Below are 14,313 nucleotides of genomic sequence, written 5' to 3' on the forward strand. Positions count from 1 at the left end.
GGGCGGCACGCCCCGGCCGCACGTGCAGCAAACGCGCGTGCGGCCTTTGCGTGCGGGGCGTAGCGTGGGTGCATGGAGCGAACGGGGTGCGCTGTTGTAGGCGGAGGGCCGGCGGGCATGATGCTGGGGTTGCTGCTGGCCCGGGCCGGGGTGGAGGTCACGGTCCTCGAAAAGCACGGCGACTTCCTGCGGGATTTCCGCGGCGACACCGTGCACGCTTCAACCATCCGGCTGATTGACGAACTCGGGCTCGGCGACGGATTCCGCAAGCTCCCGCAGAGCCGGCTGAACAACGTCGCCTTCCCCATCCCGGGCGTCGGCCTGGTCACGCTGGGCGATTTCGCTTCCTTGAAGCCCCCGTACAACTACATCGCCATGATGCCGCAGTGGGATTTCCTGAACTTCCTGGCCACCGAGGCCGCACGCGAACCCACGTTCACGCTCCTGATGGAGCATGAAGCCACGTCGTTGATGTACGACGGCGGGCGCGTCACCGGCGTGCGCTACCGGACCCGGGACGGTTCGGAAGGGGCGCTCCACGCGGACCTTGTGGTGGCCACGGACGGGCGCCATTCCGTGCTGCGCCGGGCCGCCGCCCTGCGGCCGAAGGACTACCCGGTTCCCTTCGACACCTGGTGGTTCAAGCTCCCGCGCCACGCCTCGGAAAAAGGCGCAGTGGCGGGCATCGTTCCGGCCTTCCGGAACCGCGAAGCCATGATCGCGCTGTTCCGCGACGACTACTACCAGATGGGGTACCTCGGCCCCAAGGGAGCGGACGCGCGGATCCGCTCCGAGGGAATTGAACGGTTCAGGGAGCGCGTTGCCGCCCTGCGCCCGGACCTGGCCGACCGCGTCGACTCGATCCGATCGATTGATGACCTTCACTGGCTGGACGTGCGGCTGGACCGGCTGCGGCGATGGTACGTGGACGGGCTGCTGTGCATAGGCGACGCCGCTCATGCCATGTCACCGGCGGGCGGCGTGGGCATCAACCTGGCGATCCAGGACGCCGTGGCCGCAGCGGCCAGGCTGGCGCCGGCACTGCTCCGGGGGCAAGTGTCGAAAAAGGACCTCGCAGCGGTGGAACGGCGGCGCCGGATGCCCACCGTTATTGTCCAGACCGTCCAGCGCGTCATGCACCGGGCGGTGTTCGTCCCGCTGTTCGCCGGAAGAAGGCCGGGTGCTCCGCCGGTCCTGCTGTTCTTTGTCCGGCACGCCCCGGTGGTGCGGCGGCTTATGCCGCGGCTCATCGCGTTCGGACCCCGGCCGGAGCACGCGCCGGCTTTTGCCCGCCGCGCTCAGCCGCGGGAGGCGACGTAATCGATCAGGCCCTTCACGGTGGCCACCGCGGTGTAGTCGCGTTCAGGAATGTCCACGCCGGTGGCCTCGTTGATGGTTTCTACGAGCCTGAGGAAATCCAGCGAATCAAGCTCAAGGTCCTGCCGCAGCCGGGAATCCTCGTCGAGGCCGTCAAAGTCAACGTCCGGCGCAACCTGGCTGATGGCCGTGTGCACGGCCTGCCGTGCGTCCTGCTCGTTCATAGCTCCTCCGGTTTTTGCAGCAGTTCGTCGATGCGGGCCAGGAAGCGGCCGCCCCGGAGCCCGTCGCTGACCCGGTGGTCGGCGGACAGGGTGGCGGTGACAGCAGGCCGCACGCCGAGCATCCCGTCGTGTGCCCAGGCTTGCTCCACCACCTTGCCCAGACCCACCATGGCCACCTGCGGCGGATAGATGACGCCGTAAACAGCCTCCACCCCGAGGTCGCCCAGATTCGTGACCGTGAGCGTGGGATCGGCCATTTCCGAACGCTGCAGCCGCCCGGCACGCGCCCGGCTGACCAGGTCCCGCAGCTGCTGCATCAGGACATCCACGGCCAGGGTGTCGGCGTCGTGGATGGCTGGTGCTACCAGACCGCCGTGCCGCAGGGCCACGGCAACGCCGAGGTGCACGGATCTGCTCGGCCGGAACACTCCGTCGGTGAAGAAGCCGTTGACTTCGGGAACCTCCCGGGCGGCCAGAGCAGTTGCCTTCAACAACAGCGCCGAGGGGACCAGCCGCGAGGCCACCGGCCGCTGTTCGTTGACCAGTTGCATCCACGCGATGGCGGCGCGCAGGTCCAGCGTGGTGCTGAGGTAGTAGTGCGGAATGGTCTTCTTGGACCGGGTCATCAGCGAGCCGATGGCCCGCCGGAGGCTGGACAAGCGGTCCTGCGCTTCCGACGGCGGCGCCTCCTCCGCGGGGAGCGCACCTTCCCCGGGCGGGGCCAGCACCGCACCCGGCGCCTCCTTCGCAGGAACAGATGCCCCGGGCCCGCTCACGGCACGCTGGATGTCGGCTTCCGTTACGGCGCCATCCGGTCCCGTCCCCGGCACGGTGCCGATGTCGACGCCGAGCTGGTCCGCCAGCCGCCGGGCGCGCGGCGAGGACCGCACCCGGGCCCCAGGGGAGACCGGAACACCTGACGGAGCCGCCGGGGCCCGATGGGGCGCGGCGGCTGCAGCGTGTTCCACGTCGGCGCGGGTGACCGTGCCGCGCTTGCCCGTGCCGCGGATCCCTGACGTATCCACCCCAAGCTGGTGTGCCAGGTGCCGGACCGGGGGAGGAACAGGCGCACCTGCCGCGGCAGGGCTTTCCGGCTCTGCGGCCGCGCCTGCTGCCTCGGCCGTTTCCGGACCCGGCTTCGCCTGCGTGCCTGCAGGCCGCGCGACTGCCTGACCGGCGCCGTCGTCGGGGGTCTGGGTAATCCGTGCCAAGGGAGTGCCGATGGGAACCGTGGTGCCAACATCCACCAGGAGTTCGGCCACGACGCCCTCTTCGAAGGACTCCACATCCATCACGGTCTTGTCCGTGTCCACAACGGCCACTACATCGCCGCGGTGCACGAAGTCTCCCGGCTTGACCAGCCACTCCACCATCTTGCCGTGCTCCATGTCCGCACCAAGGGAGGGCATCCGGAATTCACCCACGGGCCCCTACCGCCTCCCGGGCAGCAGCCACGATGCGTTCGGCCGTGGGAAGTGCTGCCAGCTCCTGGTGTTTGGCGTAGGGCAGCGGCACTTCGGCGCTGCAGACGCGGCCCACGGGGGCGTCCAGGTCGAAGAAGGCGCTTTCGGTGATTCTTGCACTGAGTTCGGCGGAGATGCTGCCGCTCCGCCAGCCTTCGTCCACCACAACGGCGCGGTGGGTCTTGGCCACGCTGCCCAGGATGGCGGCGTCGTCGAGCGGGCGCAGCACGCGCAAATCGAGCACCTCGGCGTCGATGCCGTCGGCTGCCAGCCGGGCGGCGGCGTCGAGCACTACCGGCAACGTTCCGCCGTAGGTGATGAGCGAAATGTCCTTGCCGGGGCGGCGGACGGCAGCTGTGCTGATATCCACGGGGCCGGCGTCGTCAGCGAGGTCCCCGGCCACGTTGTACAGGGTGCCGTGCTCGAAGATCAGCACCGGATCCGGGTCTTCCAACGCCGTCCACAGCATCCCGCGGGCGTCCTCAAGGGTTGCGGGAGTGAGGATCCGCAGGCCCGGGATGTGCGCGTACCACCCCTCCAGGCTGTGCGAGTGCTGGGCGCCCAGCTGGCGGCCCGCACCGGTGGTCATCCGGATGACCAGGGGAACGTTGAACTGCCCGCCGGACATGTGCAGCAGCGTGGCCGCGTTGTTCACCAGCTGGTCCAGGGCCAGCAGGCTGAAATTGACGGTCATGATCTCAACAATGGGCCGCATCCCGCCCAAGGCGGCCCCGATGCCTGCGCCGACGAAGCCGGATTCGGACAGCGGAGTGTCCCGGATCCGTTCCGGACCGAACTCCTCGAACAGGCCAAGGCTCACGGCGAAGCACCCGCCATACGCGCCAACATCCTCACCCATGAGGAACACCCGTTCGTCGCGCTGGAGGGCATCCCTGATGGCTGCCCGCATCGCTTCGCGGTAGGTGGTCTTCATTGCGGGCTCCGTTCGCTGTAGACGAACCGGGTCAGATCCTCAACCGGCTCCAGCGTGCCCGCTTCGGCGAATTCCACCGCGGCCTTCACTTCGGCCTCCACGTCCTGCTGGATGGATTTCCAGTCCTTTTCCGTCAACTGCCCGGCAGCTTCCAACGCGTTCCGCAGCGAGTTGATCGGATCGCGCTCCATCCAGCGGGAGACCTCCGTCTTTTCCCGGTATCGTTCGGGATCGAACATGGAGTGGGCCCTGAACCGGTAGGTCCGCAGCTCAAGGAAATGCGGTCCGCCTCCGGCCCGGACGGCGTCCACTGCGCGCCGCGCAGCCTCTTCGACGGCAAGCACATCCATCCCGTCCGCGGACCACGAGGCAATCTCGTAGCCGGCCGCCTTGAGGGCAATATCGGTCTGCGATTCGGAGCGGGCCAGCGCGGTGCCCATGGCATACAGGTTGTTTTCGCAGCAGAACAGGACGGGCAGCTGCCACAGCGCGGCGAGGTTGAGGCTTTCGTGGAATGCGCCCTCGGCCACGGCGCCTTCGCCGAAGAAGCAGGCGGTCACCCTGGAGCGCCCTGACATCTTGTCGGCGAGCGCCAGGCCCACGGCCAGCGGCAGCCCGCCCGCCACGATCGCGTTGCCGCCATAGAAGCGGGTGGCAGCGTCGAACAGGTGCATCGAACCGCCGCGGCCACGGCAGCAGCCCTCCACATAGCCGTACATTTCGGCCAGGATGGCTCCGGCGGGTACGCCGCGCAGCAGCGCGTGGCCGTGTTCCCTGTACGTTGCCACCACGGCGTCGTCCGGACCCAGGGTGCTCATCACACCTGCGGCCACCGCTTCCTCACCGATGTAGACGTGCAGGAATCCGCGGATCTTGGCCGCACTGTAGAGCTCCACGCACTGCTCCTCGAGCCGACGCACCCGCAGCATCTGGTGGAGCAGGTGGCGTGCATGGCCGGATTCCGCGCTTCCCGTGCCGCGCGATGATGTGCCGGTCATGAGGGTGCTCCCGGATAGTGGCCGGGAGGTGACTCGATTGTTGAGGTGTCACCTTCGGGCAGGCCGAGTTCGCGGGCCTTCAGGAGCCGCCTGAGGATCTTGCCGCTCCGGGTCTTGGGCAGCGCCTCGGTGAAATCCAGAAGCCGGGGAGCCACCGCCGGGCCCAGCCGTTTGCGGGCGAAGCCGATGATGTCCAGCCTGAGCGCCTCCGAGGGCTGCCACCCTGTGCGAAGCTCCACGAAGGCCTTGACCACTTCGCCGGCAACGGGATCGGGGACGCCGATCACCCCTGCCTCGGCCACCGCTTCGTGCTCCATCAGCGAGCTCTCCACCTCGAACGGGCCGATCAGGTGCCCGGAGGACTTGATGACGTCGTCGCCCCTGCCGACGAACCAGAAGTACCCGTCGGCGTCCTTCTTCGCGAGGTCCCCGGTGAGGTACCAGCCGCCGGCAAAGCAACGCCGGTACCGCTCGTCTTCGTGGAGGTAGCCGCGGAACATGGAGGGCCAGCCCGGACGGAGGGCCAGTTCGCCCACCCCTTCCGGTTCGGTCACGAGGACGGCCTCGCCGTTCCGGAGCACCGCTTTGCCGTTCTGGTCCCGGGCCACAATGGCGGCCTCGACGCCGGGCAGGGGCCGGCCCATGGAGCCGGGCCGGATCTCCATGGCGGGGTAGTTCGAAATCATGATGCCGCCGGTTTCGGTCTGCCACCAGTTGTCATGGACAGGCTGGCCAAAGGCTTCCTGGCCCCACACCACCACTTCGGGATTGAGCGGCTCGCCTACGCTGGCCACAAACCGCAGTGCGGACAGATCGTGCCCTGCCGCATGGTCGGCACCGGCCTTCATCAGCATGCGCAGCGCGGTGGGGGCGGTGTACCAGACGGTGACGCGCTGCTCGGCGAGGATCCGGTACCACCTGTCCGCGTCCATCTCCTCTTCGTCCACGATGGTGGTCACCCCGTGGGTAAGGGGAGCGATCACACCGTAGGAGGTGCCCGTGACCCAGCCGGGATCGGCCGTGCACCAGTAGACGTCGTCCGGGTGGAGGTCCAGTGCAAAGAAGCCGGTGGCGCGGTGCGCCGTGACGGCGTCGTGCACATGGATAGCCCCTTTGGGGGTGCCGGTGGTGCCGCTGGTGAAGTGCAGCAGGGCCATTTCTTCGGCGCGGGTCGGAACGGTTTCCCGCGGCTGCGCGTCCCGCATCAGTTCGGCCAGATCCAGGGTTCCGGGGTCCGGCAGGCCCTCAGCATCGATCAGCAGCACGTGCTCCAGCTCCGGCAGCTCGTCCCGTATCTGGGCAACCTTCCGCCGGTACAGTGCCCGAGTGGTGACCAAGGCACGGCCGGATCCCAGGTGAAGACGCTGACGGACAGGCTCCGGGCCGAAGGCGGAAAAGAGGGGGCAGAACACGCTGGCGTTCTTGAGCGTTCCCAAGACCGCCACGTACAACTCCGGGCTGCGGCCCATGAGCGAAAAGACACGTTCCCCGCGGCCGATTCCCAGCCCGTGCAGGACGCCGGCAAACCGTCCGGTCTGTTCCGCCAGCTCTGCGTAAGTCAACGAACGGGCGGTACCGTCGGCGCGAATGAAGCGCAGCGCTTCATGACCTGCCCGTTCGCCCGCGGCGTGGCGGTCCACGGCCTCGTAGGCAATGTTGATGCCGCCGTCGGGCAGTCCGGACAGCGCGTGCCGCGCCTCATCCCAAGAGAACGCGGCGCGGCTGGCATCGTAGTCCACCATGTTCGGGCGGACGGCGAGGCCGCGGATGTCCTTGGGGATTGCGGGCCAGCGTGTCGAGGGAGCGGTTCCGGCCGTCATGATTCAATCGGACTCCTACCCGGGAAAGCTGCATAGAGTAGAAAGTCCTGTGGCACTCCAAGGCCCGCCCGTCCGGCGGAAGGCCCGCCCGTCCGGCAACGCGGGCACGGGCCGTCACAAACTGCGGAGCCACTAAACTGGACCCCATGACTGCTCCGCTTGATGCTGCCGCCGCCCGTGCCCGCCTGCTTGAACTCATCAAAGAACTCGCCGTGGTCCGCGGCAAGGTGATCCTGTCCAGCGGAGCCGAGGCCGACTACTACATCGACCTCCGCCGCATCACGTTGCACCACGAGGCGTCCAAGCTGGTGGGGCAGGTCATGCTCTCGCTGATCGACGACGCCGGCATCGACTTTGAATGCGCCGGCGGCCTGACCATGGGAGCCGATCCCGTGGGCACCGCCGTGATGCACGCCGCCGGGGACGCCGGCCGCACCGTCGACGCATTCGTTGTCCGTAAGGCGCAGAAGTCCTACGGCATGGGCCGCCAGGTGGAAGGGCCCTCGGTGGAGGGCCGCAAGGTCCTGGTACTCGAGGACACGTCCACCACCGGCGGGTCCGCGCTGACCGCCGTCGAGGGCGTCCGCAAGGCCGGCGGCAATGTGGTGGCCGTCGCCGTGATCGTGGACCGCGACACCGGCGCCAAGGAAAAGATCGAAGGCGAGACCGGTGTTCCCTACCTGTTCGCCTTCGGCAAGGATGAGCTCGGCCTGAGCTAGGGTCCAAATGCCGGCAACGCGACGGCACAATTCAGCCGGAAGCAAACCCCGCTTGGATGGCCAAGAGGCGTGTCCTTACAATTTGTGTAGCTCAAATTCAAGTCACGCACCTGGAGAAACGCGCCATGCCCCCGTCCAACCCAAGCCCCACCACCGTCGACCAGATCCAGAACCTCATCTTGGAGAGCGCTGATTTTGAGGACTTCCTCAACGAACTGGCGCGCTTTTCCGCGCACCAGGTGGCGGGCGACGGCGACGACGCGCTGTGCGGCATCACCTTGCTGCGCGACCGCAAGGCGGCGACCATCGGCTGGAGCAGTGAGTCGGCGCGCGAGGTGGACGAGATCCAGTATTCGCTGTCCCAGGGGCCGTGCCTGACGGCGGCGGAGGAAGAACGGGAGGTCCACGTTCCGGATCTCTTCGAAGAGGACCGCTGGGGCCCTGACTACGCCAACGCCGTCGCGTCGCACGGGCTGCGGTCGGTCCTGTCGCTGCCGTTCCACCTTCAAGGGGACGCCCAGGCCGCGCTGAACCTCTATTCGGACGTCCCGCACAAATTCGACGAGAAGGCGGCCGCCCGTGCAAGGGGCTATACCCGCGAGATTTCGCAGGCGCTCCGCCTGGCCGTCAGGTTTTCGCTGCATACTGACAGTGCCGCCAACCTGCGCGCCACGCTGGAATCCCGGACCACCATCGACATCGCGGTGGGGATCGTCATGGCACAGAACCGCTGCAGCCAGGTGTCGGCAGTCCGGATCCTCACGGATGCGTCCAGCAACAGCAACGTCAAGCTGCGCGACGTCGCAAAATCACTGGTGGCTTCGGTAGGCGGCGCGGAGACCCGTACGCACTTCGAGGAACCAGGGCAGGGACAGGGCCGCGGTCAGGGCCAAAGCCAGGCCGGCTAACGCTGGCATTGCCGAGCCCGCCAATGCCGAACTCCACGCTGAATTCCGGGCTTGTGTTGCCGGCTTCCGGCGGATACGCTGGCCAAGGTTGAGCCGTCGGCCATAGACACCCTTTTTTGGAGTACCTATGGACCGCAAGCTTCACGCCCTCGTTAAACTCGACGTCACGTCCGATGTTGTCCGGATCGACGTCCGGGGGAGCCTCAGCCAGGAAACCCGCCCCGCCCTTGTGCTGGTTATTCGCCGCATCCGGCTGATGGGTATCACCTCCCACATCCGTGTGGATCTCTCCCAGGCCGCCTTCGTGGAATCGGCCGCCCTCGTGGGGCTGCGCAACGACCTCAACGCCATCGACCACGGCGTCAGCGAAGCCGGAGCCTCCGGCGGATCGGGAGTTTCACTGGACTTCCTGCCGCGGCGGGAGGACGTTGCCGGAGACGACGCCCGGTTCTCAAAGACGCTTGAAATCACCGGGGAATTCGCCGCGTCCATCGATCCGTCGGGATCCGGGCCGCTGGCCAAGTACTCCGACGACGAACTCCTTGCGGCCAGCGACTCCATCTTCGGAATGCTGGACGACCCGGCGGCGGTCGCCGGTACCGAACTCCTGGCCCGGTACGACGCGATCGGCATGGAAATGTCCCGGCGGGAGCGCGCCAAAGCCAGCCCGGGGGACACCCCGGACAGCCTGGTGGCACTCCCGTCCGAGCCTGCGAGCTAGCACATTTCACAGGTTTCATATCCGGCTTCCGCAGTGGCTACGGTAGAGGTGTGCCGCGTGCCCAGGAGCCACACCCCGAGGGCGGCCCCGGATCACCCGAGGGCCGTCTCCTCAAGCATGCCGCCGACCTCAAAAGATTCTCGCGCCGCAACTTCCTGATCGGAGCCGGCGCCGCCTCGCTCCTGGCCACCGACATGTTCTTCACCCGGCATGTCCAGGAGGAGCGCCGCACGAACAAGATCCTGGTGGTCGGTGACGACTTCGCGGAGAGCTACTACCCGCACGCCAGCTGGATCCTGTTCCCGGGGTACAAGACCAGCTGGGAAGAGGCGCAATGGATCCTCAACTCCCTGCGCGGAGCCCTGCGGCAGCGGGGCCAGCTGGCCGCCGTCGGCTACTCCAATGAGGGCCTGGACATCGACCAGATCGTGATCGCCGTGATCGAACACGTCCGGGCGAAGCAGCTGACCAAGCTGTATTTCTACGGCCACAGCTTCGGCGGCATGGTGGCAACCCAGGTCGCTGCCCGGTTGCGCGAGCTGCACGGCGTGGAGGTGGAGTTCATCCTGCTGGACTCAAGCCCCTACAGCAAGTTCGACGTCCTGGACCAGAGCTGGTTCGAAGGTGTGGTGGTCCTCTACGAGGGCGGGTTCCGTGTTCCCACCGTATTGCGCGGCGGGTATGAGCTGGGCGAGCGGCTGCTGCACAAGGACGAACGGACCTGGCGCCAGGTGGTGGACCAAAGCATGGAGCAGCTGTCCCCGATCGCGCCGTCAAGCGTGCTGATCCAATCCGAATCGGCCTACATTTACCATTTCGACGCCACCCGGTTCGCCGGCAAACTGGGCGCGACCCGGATGGCCTTCATCGGCAACCCGCGCGACGGCACAGTGAACTACGAGACGGCCCGCGAGTCCTGGGCACAGAATTTTCCGGCGAACATGGTGTCCAACGACCGGCGGACCGACGATGCCCTGCCGGCGCACGCCAGTCCGCAGTGGAACCCGTTCGTCTACCGGCCCGTCCTGCAAGAACTGCAGGACGAAATCTTCCCGCTGCCTTCGGGCGGCGGGAAGATGACCCCGTTCTGAGGCCGCGTTCCGCCGGCGTACCGGCCTAGATCTGGCTCTTGAGGTCCGCCACCGAGTTCAGGATCTGGTTGGGCCGGAAGGGGTAGGCCGCGATGTCGTCCTTGTGCGTGATTCCGCTGAGCACCAGCACCGTGTGAAGCCCGGCCTCCATGCCCGCGATGATGTCGGTGTCCATCCGGTCGCCGATCATGGCCGTGGTCTCGGAGTGCGCGTCGATCTGGTTCATGGCTGAACGGAACATCATGGGGTTCGGTTTTCCCACAATGTAGGGCTCGCGGCCGGTGGCCTTGGTGATCAGGGCCGCGATGGCTCCGGTGGCCGGCATGGGGCCGTCCTTGGACGGGCCGGTGGCATCCGGGTTGGTGGCGATGAAGCGGGCGCCGGCCAGGATCAGCCGGATGGCCATGGTAATGGCTTCGAAGGAGTAGGTGCGCGTTTCGCCGAGCACCACGAAGTCCGGGTTCTGGTCGGTGAGGATGAAGCCGGCCTCGTGCAGCGCCGTCGTGAGTCCTGCTTCGCCGATGGTGTAGGCGCGGTTCCCGGATTCCGAGCCGCGCACCTGGTCCTTCAGGAACTGCGCCGTGGCCAGGGCGGACGTCCAGATGTTCTCCTCCGGGATCTCCAGGCCGGAGGACCGCAGCCGGGCGGCCAGGTCACGGGGCGTAAAGATGGAGTTGTTGGTGAGCACCAGGAACCGCTTGGAAGTGTCCACCCAGCGCTGGATCAGTTCCGCTGCACCGGGGATCGGCTGGTTTTCGTGGACCAGCACGCCGTCCATGTCGGTCAGCCAGCACTCGATCTCCTGGCCGCTGCGGTAAACCGCTGCCGATGAACGTACTTCGTCTGATTTTGCCATGGTGATCCTCCAACGCCGATGTGCCGGTTTCGGATCCCAGTCTGTCATTCTTCGGTCGCCGGAACACCCGGCGACCGAAGAATGACGGACGGGCGCCTCTATGGTTTCCGTCAAGCGGCTGTCCGGTCGACTAGGCTCGTGCCTGGCACCACGGTGCTAGCTACCGGGGATCGGGGGATGTCTGCGGCGGTTGTTGTGCCGGCGTGCGCCGGGAGGTCCCCAACGGACATTCCGGGCATCCATGGAACCGCAGGATGCCCGCAAGCACCTGAAAGGGACAGCCATGAGCAACAACTACGGTGCACCGCCACCGCCGCCCAGGGATAACCCGCCCACACAGGGCTACCCGCCCATACCCCGGCAGCCCTACGGTGCACCGCCACCGCCGTACCAGCCGCAGCCGCCGTACCAGCCGCAGCCGCCTCAGCAGCCGCCCAACAACAAGAACCTGATCATTGTGCTGGGCGCCGTCGCCGCTGCCGTGATCATTGCGTTGATCGCCGTGTTCGTTTGGGTCATTCCGGCGTTCAGCAAACCGCAGGCGCAGGACCACCCCGTGCCTGCGGCGCCCTCCTCGGGAGCCGCGTCGTCGGACGCCGCAGAGGAGAGCCCTGCCCCCGAGGCATCCGCTGAGCCCTCGGACGATCCCGCCGCGGACGACATGCCGGCCGGGGCCTTCCCGCTTCCCCAGGGGTGGGACGCACTGCAGGGTCCCGCCAACGTGCCGGGCGCTGACGATCCGCTGTTCACCCGGTTTGTCACCGGGGAATCCTCCTTCGCGTACCTGGCTTCCTGGAGCAGCGACACCACGTTCGGGATCACCAAAGACCCTGCCACCGGCGCCACCATGCAGCAAAAGGCGCAGGGCACTGAAGCGCGCGACGGGGACGGCATCTCCACGGCCTTCGCCTTCTTCGCCGAAGCAGAAGAGGGCAAGTACGGCAAGGAGCCGGCAAAAGTCCAGGCAGCCATCAAGGACATTGAGGCAAAGCTCAAGGCGATCCCCGCCGCTGAACTGCCGCAGCACCTCGTGGGCCACAAGTGCGTCACCAATTTTGAGTCGTCGACGCCGGAAATCCGCGAGTTCCGCCGCGCTGCGGCCGTCGTGGTCGGGTTCACGTGCACCAACGCCGGCGGTGACGCCATCCGGGCCGTCAACCTGTTTACGGTGACTCCGTGGGGCACGCCTCAGATGATGGGCGTCAGCGGACACGAGAGCTTCTGGAGCGCCAACCCGGAGGCACTGGAGAAGATCGCCAACTCCTACCGGGCCAACCGCTGGAAGCTGGACGGCTAGCCCGTCCGGTGCCGAACGGGTCCATCCCGGCAGGGACACCGTGCCGGATGGCCGGGACGGGTGCGGCTAGAGTTGAGGGGTGACTGACCACCCCCAGACCCCAGCCCTGCCCGTTCCCCCGCACGAGGAGGAACCGGAGCCCAAGGCGGAGGTCGGTGTCGGGCCCTGGGAAGGTGAGCTTCCCCAAGGTGAGCACTGGGACCCCGACCTCCTGGCCGACGGAGACCGCCGCAACGTGGTGGACAAGTACCGCTACTGGAAGCACGAGGCCATCGTGGCGGACCTGGATTCGAAGCGGCACGAGTTCCACATCGCGATCGAAAACTGGCAGCACGACATGAACATCGGCACTGTAGTGCGCTCCGCCAACGCGTTCCTCGCCAAGGAAGTGCACATCATCGGACGACGCCGGTGGAACCGCCGCGGGGCCATGGTCACCGACCGCTACCAGCACGTCCGCCACCACCCCACCGTGGAGGATTTTGTGGCGTGGGCGCAGGGGGAGGGGCTGGCGATCATCGGCATCGACATCTTCCCCGATTCCGTGCCGCTGGAAACCTACGACCTCCCGAAGAACTGCGTGCTGGTGTTCGGCCAGGAAGGCCCGGGCCTGACCCCGGAAGTGCACGCCGCCGCCGTGGACACCCTGTCGATTGAACAGTTCGGCTCCACCCGGTCCATTAACGCGGCCTCTGCGGCGGCCATCGCCATGCACGCCTGGATCCGGCGCCACGTTTTCAGCCAGCACGTCTAGCAGCTTGCCCGCACAGTTGCCTGCCCGCCCGCGCGAACTGCCATCCCGGCAGCCGTAGCGCAAAGTGTTACCCGGCCCCGTGACCCGAAACACTGCCCCCGCACAGAAATGGCTAGGATGGGTGCTAGCCGACGAGGTTCACTCCAGGGTCAACACAACCCGTAGACGAAATTCACTTTAGGAGTCAGCATGCCCATTGCAACCCCAGAGATCTACTCCGAGATGATCGACCGCGCAAAGGCGGGCGGCTTCGCATTCCCGGCCGTCAACGTCACGTCCTCACAGACGCTGAACGCTGCCCTGCGCGGCTTCGCCGAGGCAGAGTCCGACGGCATCGTCCAGGTTTCCACCGGCGGCGCTGCCTACTGGTCCGGCGCCTCCACGAAGGACATGGTTGCCGGCTCCCTGGGCTTCGCGGCCTTCGCCCGCGAAGTGGCCAAGAACTACGGCGTCAACATCGCGCTGCACACCGACCACTGCCCCAAGGACAAGCTGGACGGCTTTGTCCTGCCGCTGCTCGCAGCCTCCGAGGCCGAGGTCAAGGCCGGACGCAACCCGCTGTTCAACTCGCACATGTGGGACGGCTCCGCCGAGACGCTGCAGGAAAACCTGCGCATCGCCCGTGAACTCCTGGAGCGCACCGCTGCTGCCAAGATGATCCTCGAGGTCGAGATCGGCACCGTCGGCGGCGAGGAAGACGGCGTGGAGAACGCCATCAACGACAAGCTGTACACCACGGTGGAAGACGCCCTGGCAACCATTGAGGCACTTGGCGCCGGCGAGAACGGCCGCTACATCACCGCGCTGACCTTCGGCAACGTGCACGGCGTGTACAAGCCGGGCGGCGTGAAGCTGCGCCCGGAGATCCTGAAGGACATCCAGGCCCAGGTCGGTGCGAAGATCGGCAAGGATTCGCCGTTTGACCTCGTCTTCCACGGCGGCTCCGGCTCCTCGGACCAGGAAATTGCCGACGCCGTTTCCTACGGAACCATCAAGATGAACATCGACACTGACACCCAGTACGCCTACACGCGTCCCGTGGTGGACCACATGTTCAAGAACTACGACGGCGTGCTGAAGGTTGACGGCGAGGTCGGCAACAAGAAGCTGTACGACCCCCGCGTCTGGGGCGCTTCCGCCGAGGCCGGCCTCGCCGCCCGCGTGGTTGAAGCCACCAAGCAGCTCGGCTCGGCCGGAAAGACGTTCTAGTA

14 protein-coding genes are annotated in these 14,313 nt (G+C 66.9%); 8 read left to right on the plus strand and 6 right to left on the minus strand.

Annotated features, from left to right (window positions below):
* Nucleotides 1-72: 72 nt before the first annotated feature.
* A complete protein-coding gene (locus FCN77_RS02950) occupies nt 73-1,320 on the plus strand; it encodes an FAD-dependent oxidoreductase (protein ID WP_137321051.1) in 1,248 nt (415 codons plus the stop codon).
* On the opposite strand, the gene FCN77_RS02955 is transcribed toward FCN77_RS02950, so the two are convergent.
* The 5 genes from FCN77_RS02955 to acsA are packed head-to-tail and all read right to left on the minus strand — an operon-like array spanning nt 1,299 to nt 6,756.
* Nucleotides 1,299-1,541: an acyl carrier protein gene (locus FCN77_RS02955; RefSeq protein WP_137321052.1), complete on the minus strand. Its 243-nt coding sequence runs from the start codon at nt 1,539-1,541 to the stop codon at nt 1,299-1,301. The two genes, FCN77_RS02950 and FCN77_RS02955, sit on opposite strands and share 22 nt — an antisense overlap.
* Nucleotides 1,538-2,965 (minus strand): 2-oxo acid dehydrogenase subunit E2, encoded by a 1,428-nt coding sequence (locus FCN77_RS02960; protein ID WP_137321053.1) that lies wholly within the window; start codon nt 2,963-2,965, stop codon nt 1,538-1,540. Before FCN77_RS02960 ends, FCN77_RS02955 begins: the two co-directional genes overlap by 4 nt.
* Nucleotides 2,958-3,938, minus strand: a complete 981-nt coding sequence (locus tag FCN77_RS02965; protein ID WP_137321054.1) for an alpha-ketoacid dehydrogenase subunit beta — start codon at nt 3,936-3,938, stop codon at nt 2,958-2,960. Before FCN77_RS02965 ends, FCN77_RS02960 begins: the two co-directional genes overlap by 8 nt.
* The gene (gene pdhA, locus FCN77_RS02970; protein WP_175417120.1) at nt 3,935-4,936 is read right to left on the minus strand and encodes a pyruvate dehydrogenase (acetyl-transferring) E1 component subunit alpha; all 1,002 of its coding nucleotides are present in this window, start codon (nt 4,934-4,936) and stop codon (nt 3,935-3,937) included. Before pdhA ends, FCN77_RS02965 begins: the two co-directional genes overlap by 4 nt.
* Entirely contained in the window at nt 4,933-6,756 is a 1,824-nt protein-coding gene (gene acsA, locus FCN77_RS02975; RefSeq protein ID WP_137321055.1) for an acetate--CoA ligase, read from the minus strand. Before acsA ends, pdhA begins: the two co-directional genes overlap by 4 nt.
* Nucleotides 6,757-6,902: 146 nt before the next feature.
* On the opposite strand from acsA, the gene pyrE reads away from it, so the two are divergent.
* The 4 genes from pyrE (at nt 6,903) to FCN77_RS02995 (ending at nt 10,195) form a co-directional block, all read left to right on the plus strand.
* Nucleotides 6,903-7,475 carry an orotate phosphoribosyltransferase gene (gene pyrE, locus FCN77_RS02980; RefSeq protein WP_137321056.1) on the plus strand — a complete coding sequence of 191 codons (573 nt, stop codon included), beginning with the start codon at nt 6,903-6,905 and terminating at the stop codon, nt 7,473-7,475.
* A gap of 125 nt (nt 7,476-7,600) precedes the next feature.
* Nucleotides 7,601-8,383 carry a GAF and ANTAR domain-containing protein gene (locus FCN77_RS02985; RefSeq protein WP_137321057.1) on the plus strand — a complete coding sequence of 261 codons (783 nt, stop codon included), beginning with the start codon at nt 7,601-7,603 and terminating at the stop codon, nt 8,381-8,383.
* A gap of 127 nt (nt 8,384-8,510) precedes the next feature.
* Nucleotides 8,511-9,104 carry a hypothetical protein gene (locus tag FCN77_RS02990; RefSeq protein WP_175417121.1) on the plus strand — a complete coding sequence of 198 codons (594 nt, stop codon included), beginning with the start codon at nt 8,511-8,513 and terminating at the stop codon, nt 9,102-9,104.
* Between the two features lie 50 nt (nt 9,105-9,154).
* Entirely contained in the window at nt 9,155-10,195 is a 1,041-nt protein-coding gene (locus tag FCN77_RS02995; RefSeq protein WP_137321058.1) for a thioesterase domain-containing protein, read from the plus strand.
* 25 nt (nt 10,196-10,220) lie between these two features.
* Here FCN77_RS02995 and FCN77_RS03000 read toward each other — a convergent pair whose 3' ends face one another.
* Complete coding sequence (locus FCN77_RS03000) at nt 10,221-11,051, minus strand: HAD-IIA family hydrolase (protein ID WP_137321059.1); 831 nt, start codon at nt 11,049-11,051, stop codon at nt 10,221-10,223.
* Between the two features lie 283 nt (nt 11,052-11,334).
* Here FCN77_RS03000 and FCN77_RS03005 point away from each other — a divergent pair, with 283 nt between their 5' ends.
* From FCN77_RS03005 to fbaA, 3 genes are all read left to right on the plus strand, one after another.
* Nucleotides 11,335-12,348, plus strand: a complete 1,014-nt coding sequence (locus FCN77_RS03005; RefSeq protein ID WP_254678825.1) for a hypothetical protein — start codon at nt 11,335-11,337, stop codon at nt 12,346-12,348.
* Nucleotides 12,349-12,454: 106 nt separating this feature from the next.
* Nucleotides 12,455-13,102: a TrmH family RNA methyltransferase gene (locus tag FCN77_RS03010; protein ID WP_137324615.1), complete on the plus strand. Its 648-nt coding sequence runs from the start codon at nt 12,455-12,457 to the stop codon at nt 13,100-13,102.
* A gap of 189 nt (nt 13,103-13,291) precedes the next feature.
* Complete coding sequence (gene fbaA / locus FCN77_RS03015; protein WP_137321061.1) at nt 13,292-14,311, plus strand: class II fructose-bisphosphate aldolase; 1,020 nt, start codon at nt 13,292-13,294, stop codon at nt 14,309-14,311.
* The last annotated feature ends 2 nt before the right edge of the window (nt 14,312-14,313 follow it).

The sequence above is a fragment of the Arthrobacter sp. 24S4-2 genome (assembly GCF_005280255.1).
Lineage (GTDB): Bacteria > Actinomycetota > Actinomycetes > Actinomycetales > Micrococcaceae > Arthrobacter.

Coding starts and splice junctions, on each gene's coding strand:
- FCN77_RS02950 (WP_137321051.1), top strand. CDS start 73: ATGGAGCGAACGGGGTGCGCTGTTGTAGGCGGAGGGCCGGCGGGCATG.
- FCN77_RS02955 (WP_137321052.1), bottom strand. CDS start 1,541: ATGAACGAGCAGGACGCACGGCAGGCCGTGCACACGGCCATCAGCCAG.
- FCN77_RS02965 (WP_137321054.1), bottom strand. CDS start 3,938: ATGAAGACCACCTACCGCGAAGCGATGCGGGCAGCCATCAGGGATGCC.
- pdhA (WP_175417120.1), bottom strand. CDS start 4,936: ATGACCGGCACATCATCGCGCGGCACGGGAAGCGCGGAATCCGGCCAT.
- acsA (WP_137321055.1), bottom strand. CDS start 6,756: ATGACGGCCGGAACCGCTCCCTCGACACGCTGGCCCGCAATCCCCAAG.
- pyrE (WP_137321056.1), top strand. CDS start 6,903: ATGACTGCTCCGCTTGATGCTGCCGCCGCCCGTGCCCGCCTGCTTGAA.
- FCN77_RS02985 (WP_137321057.1), top strand. CDS start 7,601: ATGCCCCCGTCCAACCCAAGCCCCACCACCGTCGACCAGATCCAGAAC.
- FCN77_RS02990 (WP_175417121.1), top strand. CDS start 8,511: ATGGACCGCAAGCTTCACGCCCTCGTTAAACTCGACGTCACGTCCGAT.
- FCN77_RS03000 (WP_137321059.1), bottom strand. CDS start 11,051: ATGGCAAAATCAGACGAAGTACGTTCATCGGCAGCGGTTTACCGCAGC.
- FCN77_RS03005 (WP_254678825.1), top strand. CDS start 11,335: ATGAGCAACAACTACGGTGCACCGCCACCGCCGCCCAGGGATAACCCG.
- fbaA (WP_137321061.1), top strand. CDS start 13,292: ATGCCCATTGCAACCCCAGAGATCTACTCCGAGATGATCGACCGCGCA.